Below are 15,664 nucleotides of genomic sequence, written 5' to 3'. Positions count from 1 at the left end.
TCACATCCTAAAAGTCAGGCATACCGGCGTCGCCTGCGCTGGGTTTAGCGGCGGCGCCATCATCCTTTTTCTTAATAATCGTGTCAATGCGCAAAATCGCAACCGCCACCTCGCCTGCGGCTTTAATGGCGTGGAGTTTAACCGGCGTCGGATCAATGACTCCGAGAGTCAGCATATCACAGACATGTCCGGTGTCGCAATCAACGCCTAGCGAATCACTGCCTGCAGCCAATTGAGCGGCATTGGCTTCTTCCACCTTTTCCAGCGGATTAAAGCCGGCATTATGTACGATTTGCGATAGCGGGCGTTTCAGAGCGTTCAGCACACATTCCAAGCCGTATGACGCCATTCCTTTGACACTGTCACGAGACTTTTCCAAATCACGTGCCAGGGCGAGCTCTACCGCACCGCCACCAGGCACATAACCGCCTTTTATCGCCGCTTGCACGCTTGAGGCGGCATCTTTGGCAATACGTTCCCGCTCACCAACAATTTCTTCGGTCGCAGCCCCCACCAAGATGGTGGCCATCGGCTTGCCCCGCCCGCCCATCACGCGAATTTGCTCCAGTTTTTCATCCTCATAGACACGCTCAGTCTGACCAAGATATTTGCTAATATCAGCAATTTCTTTCTTTAGACCGGTGCGTTTCATCATTCTAGCACCAGTGTGGTCAGCAACTCGCCGCATGTCTTTAGATGAAACCCGCTGTACAACCAGTACGCCGGCATCTGTCAAGATTTCCTCAGCCATATCGTGGACGCCGCGGTCGACGAGAACGACGCCAACCCCTAATTCAACAATTTTGCGGACACTTTGCTTGAATTCTTCTTTTAATTCTATGTAACGCTTAAAACCTGACTCTGTGCTGAGCGCTTCATCTTCCATTTCTTCAGGTTCAAGGGCGTCATCCACTAACAAGATCGTGGTTTGGTTAACTTCTTTAGGCATTTCCTTATTCATGCGCTCTTTGTCAATGATCACGCCAAGAAAGACTTCATTCTCAGCCCCCTCTTGCGCGGTCACGGTATCAGAGAGCTTAAAAGTCGGATCTGTCAGCTTTTCCGCGCCGACCAGAGTTGCCGCACCGATCACTAAATCGGCAATATCTTCATGCTCGCGGCCAGCAATGCGGGCAACACTGCGCAAGGCAGGGTCATCAATGCCGCTGACAACTCGCTTATGCTGTTCAAGCGAGCGAAGCGTCACCGCGATGCCTTGTTTGAGGCCTTCGATAATTCTGGCAACCGGGACACCTTTTAGAACTTGAGCGACTCCTTCTGCCATCAATGCGCCAGCCATAATCGTAGTGGTCGTCGTACCATCGCCGATTTCAGACTGCTGTGCTTTGGCCGCATTGATCAACATTTTGGCCGCCGGGTGATTAACATCCATTTTATCTAATATCGTAACACCGTCATTGGTGATGACGACTTCGCCGAAGCGGTCCACTAGCATCGTATCAAGGCCCTTCGGGCCGATTGTGCCCTCAACCGCTGCCGTGATCGCTCGCACAGCATTTGCATTGGTCAGCAGCGCCGCTAGTCGTTCATCGACTTCCGAGCCACTGCCTGCCTGTTTTAGATTCATCCTGGTTCCTCCCCATCATGTTTGATACTTTTTCAGTATCTCTCCCAAGTGACCATGCATAAAGTCAAGCACAGACATGATCCGTGCGTATTCCATGCGCGTCGGACCCAAAATCGCAATTGTCCCGATTACCTGTCCGTCAGCTCGATAGGTCGCCTGCACCATGCTGCAGTCCTGAATTCCTGAATATTTATTTTCACCGCCGATAGTGACCAGCACACCGTCGTTGCTGCCTGGGTCAAGAATATCGTGCAGTACTTTTTCTTCTTCCAATACGGTCAATAAACCCTTAACCTTTTCCACATCGCGGAACTCAGGTTGACTAAGCAGTTGAGTGGTTCCGCCAAGGTATACCTTCTTATTTTTATCTGTAGTCAGCGCCTGGCGGACAATCTCGAGCGCGTTGCCGACTAAAATAGGATCAGGCACAACCAGTTGTTTAATTTCCGCCAGTAATGGAGTGTGTATCTTGTCAAACGATAAGCCGGACAGCGAATTATTTAACACCTCTGCGATACGCTGCAAATCGACCAGCGAGGTGCCTTCCGGAATTTCTAACAATTTATTTTCAATCAAGCCTGAATCTGTGACAACAACCACCACTACCCGGTGTGAGTCAAACGGCAGAAATTGCAGATATTTAAAGATGCTATTGGCTGATTGCGGCGCGGAAACCAGTGAGATGTTTCGTGTCATGCGGGATAGCACTTTCGCGGTTTCCTGAAACACTTCCTCCAACCGACGCGCCTTAGACTGAAACCAGCTATTGATCATGGTCACATCATTTTCAGAAATATGGTGGGGAGATAATAGACAATCTACGTAAAATCGATAGCCTTTAGCTGAAGGTATGCGACCAGCTGATGTATGAGGCTGCTCAAGAAAGCCGGAAAACTCCAAATCGGCCATCTCGTTACGAATCGTGGCCGGACTGATACCAAGTTCATATTTTCTAGCGATCGTTCGTGAGCCGACTGGCTCCGCCGTATAGATATAATCCTCAATGATCGCTTGCAGTATCTTGCGTTTCCGTTCGTCAAGCACACGAATCACCTCTTTGTTTGTTAGCACTCTATCACACTGAGTGCTAACACCTATTAAAAAAATACCATTAGTTTATGCTGCTGTCAAGAAGCTTCCGCGAAAATCAAGGCAGAAATGACGCAAAAACACGGTTGCCAAAGCGAAGTCCTTGCCTTGTCAGCCGGATTCCTTTAGCGGTGTCAGCAATTAGCCCTTCTTCCATTAGATTCGTCAGGATATTGCGGTAATATGCGCGAAAATCAATTGAAAACCTTGTCGCAAAGTCGGTTTCATTCACACCGTCGGTTGTTCGAAGTGCCAAAAACGTATACTCTGCCAGCATCGTCTCCCGGCTAAGCTCTTCTGAATCAGCCACCGGAGACTGGCCGCCAGCAATCTGTTCGATATACTGCTGAACATCTGCTGTGTTGGTAGCACGCACCTTGCCGTCAAACGAGCAGGCGGCGGCGCCGAAGCCAACATACGGTTGGTATTGCCAATACGCCAAATTATGCTGACAGCGCTTGCTAGCGCGTGCGTAGTTTGATATTTCGTAGTGTTCATAGCCGTGCGCCGGCAGGTAATCGTGGCTGAGCTCAAACATGGCAGAATCGGTTTCCTCGTCAGGCAGGCGAAGTTCCCCACGCTCCAGTTGTCCAGCCAGCGGAGTGTCCTCTTCAACAATCAGGCTATAAGCTGAGATATGCTCTACGCCGAGCTCGACAGCAGTTGCCAGACTTTCCTGATACGCGGCCAATGTTTGTCCGGGCAGACCATGCATTAGGTCAAGATTTAGATTGGTGAAGCCGACTTGCCGCGCCAGGCGAACTGCCTGCACGGCCTCAACTGAGCGATGAATTCTACCGATTGTATGCAGCAGACGGTCATCAAAGGCCTGCACGCCAAGACTCAGCCGATTAACGCCAGCCTCCAACAAAATAGTAAGCTTGCGTTCGTCTACTGTTCCTGGGTTAGCTTCGACACTCCATTCTGCGGTCGCAGTTAATGGTAGGCTTTGTTTTATACAGGTAAATAGCTCGGACAGCAAAGTTGCTGACAAGCAAGTCGGCGTGCCGCCGCCGACAAAAATACTGTTGATGGTTATGCCGATTTTCGCGAAAACGCCGCCCCTGCCGGCAATTTCACGGCAGAGAGCGGCGATGTATGGTTGCTGCAAGGCTTGAGCACCGGCATAAGACACAAAATCACAATAGCAGCATTTCTGCTGGCAAAAGGGGATATGGATATACACGGCAATCTTCATACAGCCTCCGCGCTCAATCCATTTTCAGGACAGCCATGAACGCTTCCTGCGGCAATTCAACATTACCCACTTGTTTCATACGTTTCTTGCCCTCTTTTTGCTTTTCGAGCAGTTTACGTTTACGAGTGATGTCACCGCCATAACATTTGGCTAAAACGTCTTTGCGCATGGCGCGGACAGTTTCGCGAGCAATGACTTTGTTACCGATTGCCGCTTGAATCGGAATTTCAAACATTTGCCGGGGGATGATGCCTCTCAGCTTTTCCGCTAATTGACGACCCCGGAATGCAGCGCGATCACGGTGTACAATGACACTGAGTGCGTCAACAGCTTCGCCATTCAACAAAATATCAAGCTTGACTAGGCTGGACTCGCGGTAGCCAATCAACTCATAATCGAGTGAAGCATAGCCGCGAGTCGAAGATTTGAGTTTATCGAAATAATCATAGATGATCTCACTTAACGGCAGGTTGTAGACCAGCATCACCCGCGTGACATCAAGATATTTCATATCTTTGTACTCGCCGCGCTTCTCTTGCGACAGTTCCATGACCGCGCCGACATATTCATTAGGAACGATCACTGTGGCCTTGACATATGGTTCTTCCACATGATCAATTTCCTGCGGTGTCGGCATCTTCGACGGGTTCTCGATATCAAAAACAGTGCCATCTGTTTTGTGGATACGATAGATTACGTTCGGGGCGGTGGTGATCAAACTTAGGTTATATTCCCGCTCCAGCCGTTCCTGCACAATATCCATATGCAATAAACCCAAAAAGCCGCAACGGAAGCCGAAGCCTAACGCCACAGAGGTCTCTGGCTCATAGCTTAGTGACCCATCGTTGAGTTTCAATTTATCCAGCGCATCGCGCAAAGTTTCATAATCAACACTTTCGACCGGATAGAGACCGCAATACACCATTGGCGTGACTTTCCGATAACCAGGCAGCGGTTCAGCAGCCGGATTGTTCAGGTCGGTAACAGTATCGCCAACTTGGGTGTCTTTTACATTTTTGATGCTGGCGGCAATAAAGCCGACTTCACCTGGTAATAGCTCATCAATGCTCGCCATATAGGGCCGGAAAATACCGACCTCTGTCACATCAAATTTTTTCTCAGTTGCCATCATCCGGATCAGCGAGCCCTGCGTAAGCCGGCCCTGCATCACCCGCACATAGACAATGACACCTTTGTAGGCATCAAAATGGGAATCAAAAATCAGCGCTTTTAGCGGCGCATCAGCCTTGCCCTGAGGCGGCGGGACTTTTTTGACAATAGCCTCCAGCACATCTTCGATTCCGAAGCCGGATTTGGCGCTGACCAGCACAGCATCAGACGCATCGAGGCCAATGACTTCTTCAACCTCATGTTTAACCTTTTCCGGATCGGCGCTGGGTAAGTCGATCTTATTAATGACCGGGATAATCTCCAGATTATGTTCGAGCGCCAGATACACGTTCGCCAGTGTCTGCGCCTCAATGCCTTGCGCTGCGTCAATGACAAGCAAAGCACCCTCACAAGCAGCCAGGCTACGCGATACTTCATAGGTAAAGTCAACGTGTCCTGGTGTGTCAATGAGGTTGAGCATATATGTCTCGCCATCTTTGGCTGTGTAGGTCAGGCGAACCGCTTTGGCTTTGATCGTAATACCGCGTTCGCGCTCAAGGTCCATCTTATCGAGAACCTGTTCGTCCATCTCGCGAGCAGATAGCGTGCCTGTGTATTCTAACAGCCTGTCGGCAAGCGTCGATTTGCCATGGTCAATATGAGCAATGATAGAAAAATTTCGAATTCGAGACGTATCCACTAGAGACCTCCGTCACAGCAAGAATAATTCGTATTTATTTATTATATCACTTGCCGCTCCAGACTCGCAAGCTTTATCACTGACGACAGTTGTCGAAGGCTGGTAATTCTACTTAACCTGCTGCAATAACAACCGTAAATACGGCCTATAGTCTGCCCAGCATTCAGACAAATACCGTTTGCCGACATAAGCATATTCAAGCCCCTGTTTCCAGGCGGTTTGGACGAAATCTAGCGCTAGCGAGGCGTCAAAGCTCACCTGTGTCGGCAAGTTCACGCCAAAGCCCAGCAGAGTCACATCAAGCGACCTGCTGGTAGCAGCGATCGTCCCGACCTGCCAAGCTGCCTTTATATAGTATTCTGTCCCCAGCACATAGGCAAGATAGGCTCCCTCAGCCACTCGCCTCAAGTTAAAAACTTGCACAAAATCCAGCCAATAGGTCAGTTGGTTGAGCTGGATTTCTACAATAATTGATCCTGCCACAATACAGGCAAACAAGGCTAACACACCGTGGCCAATCATCAGCCACTCGCGAGGTTCTAGACGGACCAGCATCTTGCCTCCACATAGTACGTATTCTGTACCTACTAGTATGGCTGACAAACGCGGCTATTCATTCATTGGACGCCAAAATTTTTGTTCTCTGATAATATTTCTACCAAGATACCGCCGAGAATTTCCATCGCTCGCTCTGCTTCTTCCTGACTGGTTTCCTGGCTGCCAACCTCAAACAACAACGCCCGCTCGTGCAGGTGCTGGTTGTAACGCCACTCAACAGTCTGAATACCCCGTGATAAGCCGGGAAAGTAGGCATTCATCTTGTCATCAATTTGCTTGGCAAAGGCAAGATTCTTCTGCCAATGCGGCTGAACCAAATCTTCTTGGCCAACCGCGACAATGGCGGCGATTCTCGCGACCGATACTCCATTGACCTCAGCCAGTGAGTTCTCGCGTGTTTCCGCATCGCGGTGAATATCGAGAACAATTTGAACGCTTGGATGATCTGCCAGCAATTTCTTGGCAGTCAGTTCTGAGGGACCATAGGCTTTCATGAAACTCGGAAAGTCATGAACCTGCTTGCTATGAACCGCCTGCACCTGATATTTGTTGAGTTGCTGAACTAGCGCCTCACCGACGGCAACAATTTCGCCAACTTGCCCACCGCGTCGGTGAGTGACTCCGGTGGTAGGCACAAATGATTCAGAGGTATGGGTATGATAAATCGCCACCAGTGGTTTAGTGACTGGCGATACCGTTTTCGGCTTAAACTGCAGGATCGGTCGCTTGATTTGGCTGCTCCCCTTTATCCCAGGTGCTTTGACCGCCGATAACAACGGAATTTGGTTGCGTAAAACACTGCGCATGTCCCCAACATCTACATGAGTTAAGCTTTTTATCGCCGCCCGCAGCCATTGCTGCCAAGAAAACGTTGCCACAGGCTTCGCAGGCTGCTGGCCGTTAACCACTTGTGTCAGACGAGGTATTCCACCAACTAACACATCGCTCCATTTCGGGAAAAATAGTGAAAAAACAGGCTTGTCTGATGCAACAGGAACACTTACCGGTACAACCTCTCGGCTGCTTACCCCGACCCAAATTGCTGCTGTCAGCAGCACGGCCGCCAGAAAAACGGCTACTCCTGGGCTCAGCCTGGTAATTATCTGCTGTTTCATCAGACGCTGCCAGCGCGTCGGTATCATTTGCTGCCTCCCGTCAGACCGTTAGTACGGCCGTCCATTCTTTGCAATAGAATGTATATGAGGGGAGTCATAAAGTTATGCCGGTATCAGACCGTTGATAAACGCCCATCTGCGTTGTTGTTCCTGTGCGTTCCTTCTGCGTACTTCCAGTACGCGGCCAGTCACGTGCTCGTCTCGCCTAGCATCTGGACATTTCTCAACGGTCTGAACGGTCGGGAATAGGTTTTTTACATAAAGTATGCCGGTCACTTGGACCGGCATATGAGATGGTTTTATTAATGTATGTACATGTGAATATTTTCGTAGTCGATATTCGGGTGCAGCGCTTGATTGATGCCGCCGGCGACGACAATGGACATGTCATCAATCAAGCGATCCACTTCCTTGGGGGTGACCATCAAATCACCCAGCGTATCAGGCAACACTTGCCGGATAATGGTTTGTCTGTCGCTGTCGGTTAGGTTTTCCATGCTCTTAAAATAACGAGCGAAGGCGGCGTGCTGGTGCAGGGTGTCGATGGTATCCATAGCAATTGTCGAAGCGTGAACCACGGTCGGAATCCCGATAGCCACCACCGGCACACCCAACGACTCTTGATTTAAGCCAAACCGTTTATTGCCCACTCCTGAGCCAGGATTGATACCCGTATTGGATAATTGAATCGTGGTCACGACCCGTTGTGTCGACGCTGCAGCCAGCGCATCAATGGCGACCACTAAGTCTGGCTTAATTCTTGCGGTAATGCCTGCAATGATATCAGACGTTTCCATGCCGGTAATACCGAGCACGCCAGGCGAGATAGCGCAAACGGAACGCACGCCGCCTTTTAACTCTGGCGAGATCATCGATTGCAGATGGCGAGTCACTACCACCTTATCAACAACCTTTGGCCCCAGCGCATCAGGTGTCACATTCCAGTTGCCCAGTCCTACGATTAAGATCGTGGCATTCTGCGCCAAGCCAGTCAATTCGGCAAATTCTTCAGCCAGATGCTGCATCACGTCTTCTTGCAATGGCGTATTCTTGTAGCGGAGCCCGGGGGCTTCGATGGTCACATAGCGTCCTTGCCGCTTGCCCATAATCTGTTCCGCCTCAGGGGTTGTTATATGCACGCGGGTGATGACAATATCGTCATCATCAATGGTCTCTACTTTGACACCAGGGATATCTTCTCGCGTTTGGCGGGAAAGCATCTCTCTAGCTTCAAGCGCTAAGTCAGTGCGTGGGGCCAGTACTTTTTGCAAACTGCTTCAACTCCTGCCGTTATGATTACCTCTAGCTTGTCCGGCAAGACAGCCGCCTATACTAACCCGCGCACAAGCGCCAATACGCGTTACAGCACGCGGCGCGACCCGTGATAGCGCGGTTTCCAATATGAATCGTCTAGTTTGCTAATCATGACGCCGCGACTGGACGAGGCGTGGATGAACTGCCCATTACCTACATAGATACCGTTGTGCGAGGGACCTGCCTCATAGGTAGTAAAGAAAACCAGGTCTCCGGGCTGTAGTTGGCTGCGCAACACGAACTTACCGGCTTTATATTGCACATCAGCCGCCCGCGGCAGTTTTTTGTCATGCTGATTAAATACGAACTGTATATAGCCTGAACAGTCAAAGCCCTTAGGAGTAACCCCGCCGAAGCGGTATGGGACGCCGATATAGCGCTTGGCTGTAGCAATAATCGCTGCTGCCTGTTTGTCTGGCGGCTCAACCGAGGGCTTCGGAAACGGCTTGTCCATGATCCGGTAATAGGTCAAAGCGTCAATCACACCGTCTGCCTTAATGCCTTGACTGCGTTGATACGCCTTCACTGCCTGAGCGAATCTCCATGAGAAAAAACCGTCAGGATTACCGACATGATAACCCATTCCCCGCAGTTTCAACTGAACAGTGGCAATTTCCGGCGCTTTGTCGCCCTGTCGATAGACATCTGACGCATGGGCAAAGCCGGTTAGGCAGAAAAGCACCGTCCAAATACAAAGAATTAACTTTAGATAACGCAATGCGTTCCTCTCCCTTCCTTAGTTGTCTATACTTGTCACTTTCAGGCGTAATAGGCTATTAGTTTGACAATTCCATGACCAGCAAAAATTTCCTGCTTGCGTCTTCAGCGATAACTCTAGTAGAATGGAGAAAACAAGCTTGCAATTTACGTTATCGCGTGCTAAAATATTTTAGGTAACATCTTCTAAGGAGGTGAAATACTTGCCGAATATTAAATCATCTGAACGCAGCGTAATTACCGACGCCCTGCGGAAGGCTCAGAATACGTCTGTGAAGTCTGCGGTTCGCACCGCCGCCCGTAAAGTGAACGAAGCAACTGCAAACCCTTCCACAACTGACGCACAAGACCTCCTTAAGAAAGCGTCCAGTGTCATTGACAAAGCGGCCTCCAAAGGCGTTCTTCATAAAAACGCCGCGGCGAGGAAAAAATCCCGCCTGGCGCGCAAAGTTAACGCTATTAGCAAGTAACATAGTTATGATGAAGCGGCTTCCATCTAAAGATGGAAGCCGCATTTATTTGTTTAGAAACTATAATTTTGGAGTACGTTAGCGCTAAGAACGCGAAGCGCGCTAGCGACACAAAGCGGAAACACCTTCGCGCCGCTAGCGCTCATTGCGCGCTTTGCGCTAAAACATTACTCCCGTACCAAGATCGCCTTAGCGATTTTTCTTTTGTTTAAAAAGTATAGGTCAAGCCAGCTCCAAGACCTTTCACACGTGCAGCGATTGAAGGGCTACCAAGCTCATCGGCTTTCATATCCCGATACAGCAGATTGAAGTCCAATTTTGGAGTCAATGCATAGCCTAACCCCACTTCATAGTTCCGATAGCCTGATCCGAAACCAGCCAGACCATATAACGTCGTCTTATCGGCGATCTTTTGACTAGCGATTAGTCCGTATTGGGCGGCATTGTTCTCTGCTTTATAGGTCTTTCCGTAATATTTGGTGGTATATTTCCCCCAATGATAGCCGGCAAATACAGCAAAATTCTTGTCAAGCCGATACAGCAGATTCGCTTCTTTACTGTCGACAGTTATATTCTCAGAAGCCGGACCCAGTCGCTTAACTTCAGGGTTAAATTGGCGATATTGAACGGCGAATTTGTCACCCAGACCAGTGGTGACACCAAAATCCCAATTGGACATTTTACTTTTCGCCGAATGGTCAAATCCCCATTCATTGGTCACACGATAATCGAGATCCGGGTAATAGGTTAGATCAACCGCCGTTTTACCAAGCTTATAGTCGGTTAACGGAGCAGCAAAGGCTACGCTGCTCATCAGACAGATAATAACCATACAAAGTGCTACCTTTAGCTTCATAACGACCATCTCCTACTTTCTTTTGTTGCGTCCCTTACCAGTCAAGCTACAAGCCGTTCTTATCAGCTTTCGCCAGCGCCGGCAAGGATGAATACAGCTGCAATCTCATGATATGTTTGAATCGCACACTTTGTTAATCCTTTATGCTGTTTACTACAACGTCTTTCGGCATTCGACAAGGACCAGTTCTTCTAATTCATTGAGCTACATAAAATGAAGCATACTGATCCATGGCTTCAGACAAGCTTGATACTTTGTGCTAATCGTTGTTAAAACCTATTGCCCAGTTAGCAACTTTATGGTAAGATAACTTTTGTCAACAACATATGAAATGGTCTGGGATAAGCGTGACTCACATATGTCCAACCTATAGTACACCTTCGGGAGCTTGATGCTGTGCAGCTGTCGGACCGTCTTGAACGGATGGCAAAAACAGAGCTAAGGCGCCCACCTGCTGAGCGCAGGTTTGGACATATACGGGAACGGTATTTCGGACTTAAATATTCAAGCGAAAAGGACTTGCCAATTGGCAAGTCCTTTTCTGATGTATTAGTGGGTCTTACGCTTTGGGCGGCCGAAACGGAACCTTTCCACCGCTACTCCGCGTACACGAAAAACGGCCTTCGGGGTTACCCCCAAAGACCGGCTGTCCTCGGAGAAGGGAAACCCCACGAAGAAACCCCGGTTGATCTTTTACAAAGGGTCGAGAGGCTTTAAGAGAATCCAGTAAAATCAAGGCTTCCATGGTTAAAAAGAGACAAAATTGTAACGCCCCCGGATATCGACAAATTTACCCTTTATACCACTCGTCTCAATCCGCTTGGCAACGATGCGAACAACACGTCCAGGGTAACGTATTTCCTCAGATCATATTCTTTCATCCAAAGAATAACCTACTACATCATGGGTAAACTAATGCTGGAGGTGACAGCGTGAAACAACAAAGCTCAAAAGACCCTCTAGAACAGAAACGCGAGAAAATGCATAATCAAGCAATAAAGAGTGAACCTGCCGCGGAACGCAAACGTACAGACGGTACTATAACCAAACCATCCTAAGAGCAGCCTGTGCTGCTCTTATTTTGCTTTCTAAGACTATAGGACGGTTCTTTCTTTGCTGCCCCTCCGTTCTTTTTATATCATTGCCTGGCGTTGCACCCATCCTGCCAGCCGGAATTGAGCCCGGTTTGATAGGTCTGTAAACCAGTGGCGTAGATCGACGAGGTCGCCGGCGGTGGTGAGGGTCGATTTGTTTTGCAAACAGTGAGCGAAGGCAGACAGAATGTATGTTGGAAACAGAAGCGCACAGGGGCCTAAACATCGGCAGGGTAAAAAGCAACTGTTGCTGCGGTCTTTAGGAAGTAAGCCGTACCGTCTGTTGAGGTCACACGGAGGGCTTCAGCAAAAAATTATACCTGTCTCCTTTTTGGAATAAAAACAGGACTTGCCAAGCGGCAGGTCCTGTTCAGCTCTGAGTAAATACGTCTACTTACGGTGGTCGTCTTCATGCGCAGGTGTCAGATCATGCGCATTCGCTTTCTTAGCCGGGATTTCTGAGATGACAATGTTGTCTAATGGAATACCTTTCGTGTCTGCGATGTTACGCCCGTTAATGTCACGATCCGCCGGCATTGCTATCACCTCCTCCAGATATGCTTTGTTTACTTTCCAGCGCCGCCGCTATCCGTTGCAGGGATTTATTGATCCCGCCAATCTGCATCAGCACATAGATGACTACAACAGCATACAGCAACACGAAAATGAACCCGAACGGCGAAAAGCCATAACCCATCATCCGACATCACTCCCTTTCCGTTAGAGTAGACCGAGAGTAGTATTTTTTATACCTGTTTCGGTGACGATAAGGCATTTATAAAATGGCAATAAGATTGCCGCCAGAAACAATGAACAAGCGGCCTCTGAGGACTAAACCTCAAAGGCCGCTTGTTCATTGGTGCCGGAGAAGGGACTCGAACCCCCACGAGGAAACCCCGGTTGATTTTGAGTCAACTGCGTCTGCCATTCCGCCACTCCGGCATATACAATTTATTCGGACAAGTGATATAATACCATCATCCCTATTATGTTGTCAAGCAGTTCTTATTGGCTATTTCTTTATCAGCTGAGGACTGCGTTAAAAATCTTGGCAAAGGATGACACATTCATGCAAATTCTTTTGGGGGAAACCCTGTTTACTTGGTCCTTGTTGTTTGCGCGACGCCGAACGGTGCGACTTAAGATAGTCGGCCCGACTACCCTGGAGATTGTGGCACCGCCGAAATACCGTCAAGAACAGGCTGAGGCATTTATTCAGGCAAAAGCTACATGGATTTTGGCAACTGCTAAAAAGCTGGCTGCTGAAGAACAGGCGGCTGCACAATTTGCGATAGAGCCTGGCAAACCCTTGCCGTTCATGGGTAATAGTTATACACTAACTGTCGCCTATCATCCGGTCCGGCCATCGGTGCGGCTGGATGGTTCGCTATTGCGAGTCTGCTTGCCTGAGAGGCTTCGCAACAATCAAACTGCGCTGATTCAGATGCTGATTCACTGGTATGCTGAGCAGGCGCGACAGCATTTAGGGAAAAAAACACTCGAGTGGGCGCGTGTTATTGGCGTCAAGCCTATATCAATCAGCATTCGCGACCCGAAAAGCCGCTGGGGCAGCTGTTCAACGCGTGGCAGCATTAACTACAGTTGGCGGGTGATATTGGCGCCGCCGTCAATCATTGACTATCTGGTCGTGCATGAGTTGTGCCACCTGCTCGAGCCTAACCACTCAAGTCGTTATTGGGGACTGGTAGAATCGATTTTACCAGACTTTCGGACGAGCCGCCACTGGCTGAAAGCCAACGGCGGTTTGTTGATGCGGCTGTTTCCACTGCAGTCACAGGAGTCGGGTGAATAATTTTGGTAAATTACCAAAAACTACTGTCAATAGTTTACAGCCTTCCGCTGCTTCTGCATTCTTTTGTAAATGGCGGCAGGAGAATGCGCCTAACGGCAGAATATAGTAGACAGAACCTGATGAATGCTTGCTGAGGGGGACAGTTATGAAATCACTATTCCAACCTGTCTCAGTCGGTCCGTTAGTGGTCAAGAACCGATTCGTTCGATCTGCCACCAACGATAATCTGGGAAACGAAGATGGCTCTATTTCTGATGCAGAAATTGCCCTTTATCAGAATCTGGCGATTAACGATGTTGGTTTAATCATCACTGCTCATACATATGTGAGTTCTCCGTTAGGCAAAGTCAGCGCCCGCCAAAATGCAATCTATGATGACCGCTTTATTGACGGCTATAGTAAGCTTCGCTCTGCTGTTAAGCCCTATGGCTCTAAGCTAGTTATCCAGGTCTCACACGCGGGTCGACAGACAACTCCGGAGATGACTGGCGGTCTTGCGCCAAAAGGCCCTTCGTCAGTAACCGATGGTAGCACTGGCATTACACCCGAAGCATGGACAAACGACGAAATTCATCAATTGGTAGACGACTTTGTCAAAGCTGTTGAACGAGTCAAACGCGCTGGCGCAGACGGTGTACAATTGCACATTGCTCACGGCTACGCCTTATCGCAGTTTATCTCCCCCTACACCAACCGTCGCACTGACGAATGGGGTGGGAATTTCGAGAACCGCACTCGTGTGCTACGAGAGATTATGACCCGATCCCGTCACATTGTAGGCGACTACTATCCGATCTTTGCCAAGCTCAATTCTACCGATGGTTTTGAAGGACCGGAGTATCTAAACCTAGCCGATGTTTGCGCGACTGCCAACATGTTAGCTAAATATGGTCTGGATGCTCTTGAGATCAGCGGCGGCATTCGCGAGGCTAAAGGCGCCATGGCCCGCCCTGGCATTACTAAGCCGGAACAAGAAGCGTATTTTCTGCAGGCAGCTCGTGAAATCAGACGCCATGTCTCGATCCCATTAATTCTAGTGGGTGGTCTGCGGTCTGTGCCAGTCATGAAATCGATTCTGGCAGAAGGCACCATTGATTTGTTTGCGATGAGCCGTCCGTTTATTGTCGATCCCAGTCTTGTCGTTCGGCTGCAAAATGGCGAGGTCAAGGCTTCGTGTGTTTCCTGTAACGCCTGTTTTAATCCCAAAGGTCTGAAATGTTATTATCAAGGAGGATTTGAACTATGAAACTGATTGCCACCATACTGTTGGCGTTTTTCTGTATCGTGTCTCCCGTCCAGGCTGCGAGCGCTGTTGTTCCCACGGTTGCTGTACAGGGGTCGAGCCAGGTTGAAGCTATTCCTGACCAGGCGCAAATCAATCTCGGGGTTGTAACCACCGGCAAAACCGCTGAGGAAGCGCAGCTAGAAAACTCTGTTCTCGCTAATGCGGTGCAAGCCAAACTGTTTGCCATGGGCCTAGCTGAGAGCAAGCTGCAGACTACCCAATACGCAGTGTATCCGATCCACAATGAAGCGAAGGACCAAAAGGCGCCGCAGATTATTGGTTATCGAGTTAGCCATACACTAACTGTGACCGCCGACGACCTGTCTAAGATCGGCGCCCTCATCGACAACGCGCTGGCCGCTGGCGCGAATCAGATTCTTGGCATCTCCTTTAAGAAACGTGATGATACCCAGCTAAAGACCCAAGCCTTGCAAGAGGCAGTCAAAGAAGCGACAGCCAAAGCCGAAGCGATCGTCGCTGCGTCAGGTAAAAAACTGGGTCGGATTGTCTCTATGCAGGAAAATGGCGTGTCGATCCATCTGCCGGAGTTTACGCAGCGCTATATGCTGAAAGCTGACGGAGCCTCGACCCCGATTATGCCAGGCTCGATCAGAGTCAATGGCACGGTCAGTATAGTATTTGAAATTAACTGACGCTAAAGGCATTAGCTGCGGAGAAGATACGTAACTACCGTCCCTTCTGTTATCTGCCTTTTCGGCCACAGAAAATAAGTTAGGCTCCCGCGAATTTCGCGGGA

At 49.3% G+C, this 15,664-nt stretch carries 16 protein-coding genes, 1 tRNA gene and 1 other RNA gene; 6 read left to right on the top strand and 12 right to left on the bottom strand.

All coding sequences use genetic code 11. The features are described from left to right. Positions 1 to 7: 7 nt before the first annotated feature. From AXX12_RS04125 to AXX12_RS04090, 8 genes are all read right to left on the bottom strand, one after another. Positions 8 to 1,588 carry a TCP-1/cpn60 chaperonin family protein gene (locus AXX12_RS04125; protein WP_066238552.1) on the bottom strand — a complete coding sequence of 527 codons (1,581 nt, stop codon included), beginning with the start codon at positions 1,586 to 1,588 and terminating at the stop codon, positions 8 to 10. A 15-nt stretch (positions 1,589 to 1,603) separates the two neighbouring features. Beyond that, entirely contained in the window at positions 1,604 to 2,632 is a 1,029-nt protein-coding gene (gene hrcA / locus AXX12_RS04120) for a heat-inducible transcriptional repressor HrcA (protein ID WP_066238549.1), read from the bottom strand. Between the two features lie 103 nt (positions 2,633 to 2,735). Continuing rightward, positions 2,736 to 3,875: a radical SAM family heme chaperone HemW gene (hemW, locus tag AXX12_RS04115; RefSeq protein ID WP_066238547.1), complete on the bottom strand. Its 1,140-nt coding sequence runs from the start codon at positions 3,873 to 3,875 to the stop codon at positions 2,736 to 2,738. 13 nt (positions 3,876 to 3,888) lie between these two features. Then, positions 3,889 to 5,685 (bottom strand): translation elongation factor 4, encoded by a 1,797-nt coding sequence (gene lepA / locus AXX12_RS04110; protein ID WP_066238545.1) that lies wholly within the window; start codon positions 5,683 to 5,685, stop codon positions 3,889 to 3,891. A 108-nt stretch (positions 5,686 to 5,793) separates the two neighbouring features. After that, on the bottom strand, positions 5,794 to 6,240 hold the full coding sequence (locus tag AXX12_RS04105) for a hypothetical protein (protein WP_066238542.1): 447 nt from the start codon (positions 6,238 to 6,240) through the stop codon (positions 5,794 to 5,796). 62 nt (positions 6,241 to 6,302) lie between these two features. Continuing rightward, the gene (gene spoIIP / locus AXX12_RS04100; RefSeq protein ID WP_082816704.1) at positions 6,303 to 7,385 is read right to left on the bottom strand and encodes a stage II sporulation protein P; all 1,083 of its coding nucleotides are present in this window, start codon (positions 7,383 to 7,385) and stop codon (positions 6,303 to 6,305) included. Positions 7,386 to 7,660: 275 nt separating this feature from the next. After that, positions 7,661 to 8,629, bottom strand: coding sequence for a GPR endopeptidase (gpr, locus tag AXX12_RS04095; RefSeq protein WP_231881788.1), 969 nt, complete (start codon positions 8,627 to 8,629; stop codon positions 7,661 to 7,663). Between the two features lie 89 nt (positions 8,630 to 8,718). Beyond that, positions 8,719 to 9,390, bottom strand: a complete 672-nt coding sequence (locus AXX12_RS04090; RefSeq protein WP_066238540.1) for a C40 family peptidase — start codon at positions 9,388 to 9,390, stop codon at positions 8,719 to 8,721. Positions 9,391 to 9,592: 202 nt separating this feature from the next. On the opposite strand from AXX12_RS04090, the gene rpsT reads away from it, so the two are divergent. Next, positions 9,593 to 9,859, top strand: coding sequence for a 30S ribosomal protein S20 (gene rpsT / locus AXX12_RS04085; protein ID WP_066238537.1), 267 nt, complete (start codon positions 9,593 to 9,595; stop codon positions 9,857 to 9,859). A 208-nt stretch (positions 9,860 to 10,067) separates the two neighbouring features. Here the strand turns inward: rpsT and AXX12_RS04080 are convergent, their stop codons facing one another. Next, on the bottom strand, positions 10,068 to 10,715 hold the full coding sequence (locus tag AXX12_RS04080) for a porin family protein (RefSeq protein ID WP_066238534.1): 648 nt from the start codon (positions 10,713 to 10,715) through the stop codon (positions 10,068 to 10,070). A gap of 330 nt (positions 10,716 to 11,045) precedes the next feature. Between AXX12_RS04080 and ssrS the strand changes: the two genes are divergently transcribed. Together ssrS and AXX12_RS19970 are read left to right on the top strand one after the other, a co-directional pair. Continuing rightward, positions 11,046 to 11,216, top strand: a non-coding RNA gene (gene ssrS, locus AXX12_RS04075) — 6S RNA. Between the two features lie 431 nt (positions 11,217 to 11,647). Further along, entirely contained in the window at positions 11,648 to 11,773 is a 126-nt protein-coding gene (locus AXX12_RS19970; protein WP_269448384.1) for a hypothetical protein, read from the top strand. Positions 11,774 to 12,199: 426 nt separating this feature from the next. On the opposite strand, the gene AXX12_RS19170 is transcribed toward AXX12_RS19970, so the two are convergent. The 3 genes from AXX12_RS19170 to AXX12_RS04065 all read right to left on the bottom strand — a co-directional run bounded on the left by AXX12_RS19170 (position 12,200) and on the right by AXX12_RS04065 (position 12,751). Further along, complete coding sequence (locus AXX12_RS19170) at positions 12,200 to 12,346, bottom strand: hypothetical protein (RefSeq protein WP_156478582.1); 147 nt, start codon at positions 12,344 to 12,346, stop codon at positions 12,200 to 12,202. Next, positions 12,330 to 12,509, bottom strand: coding sequence for a hypothetical protein (locus tag AXX12_RS04070; RefSeq protein WP_066238532.1), 180 nt, complete (start codon positions 12,507 to 12,509; stop codon positions 12,330 to 12,332). The genes AXX12_RS19170 and AXX12_RS04070 overlap by 17 nt, the downstream gene beginning before the upstream one ends. Positions 12,510 to 12,666: 157 nt before the next feature. Beyond that, a tRNA-Leu gene (locus AXX12_RS04065) sits at positions 12,667 to 12,751 on the bottom strand. A 127-nt stretch (positions 12,752 to 12,878) separates the two neighbouring features. Between AXX12_RS04065 and AXX12_RS04060 the strand changes: the two genes are divergently transcribed. The 3 genes from AXX12_RS04060 (at position 12,879) to AXX12_RS04050 (ending at position 15,560) form a co-directional block, all read left to right on the top strand. Continuing rightward, positions 12,879 to 13,622, top strand: a complete 744-nt coding sequence (locus AXX12_RS04060; protein ID WP_066238530.1) for a M48 family metallopeptidase — start codon at positions 12,879 to 12,881, stop codon at positions 13,620 to 13,622. A 145-nt stretch (positions 13,623 to 13,767) separates the two neighbouring features. After that, positions 13,768 to 14,868, top strand: coding sequence for an NADH:flavin oxidoreductase (locus AXX12_RS04055; protein WP_066238527.1), 1,101 nt, complete (start codon positions 13,768 to 13,770; stop codon positions 14,866 to 14,868). Then, positions 14,865 to 15,560 carry an SIMPL domain-containing protein gene (locus AXX12_RS04050; protein ID WP_066238524.1) on the top strand — a complete coding sequence of 232 codons (696 nt, stop codon included), beginning with the start codon at positions 14,865 to 14,867 and terminating at the stop codon, positions 15,558 to 15,560. The genes AXX12_RS04055 and AXX12_RS04050 overlap by 4 nt, the downstream gene beginning before the upstream one ends. Positions 15,561 to 15,664 lie beyond the last annotated feature (104 nt).

This window comes from Anaerosporomusa subterranea (assembly GCF_001611555.1).
Classification (GTDB): Bacteria; Bacillota; Negativicutes; order Sporomusales; family Acetonemataceae; genus Anaerosporomusa; species Anaerosporomusa subterranea.
The sequence above is the reverse complement of the archived record's forward strand: the minus strand, read 5'-3'. Positions and strand labels throughout refer to the sequence as shown.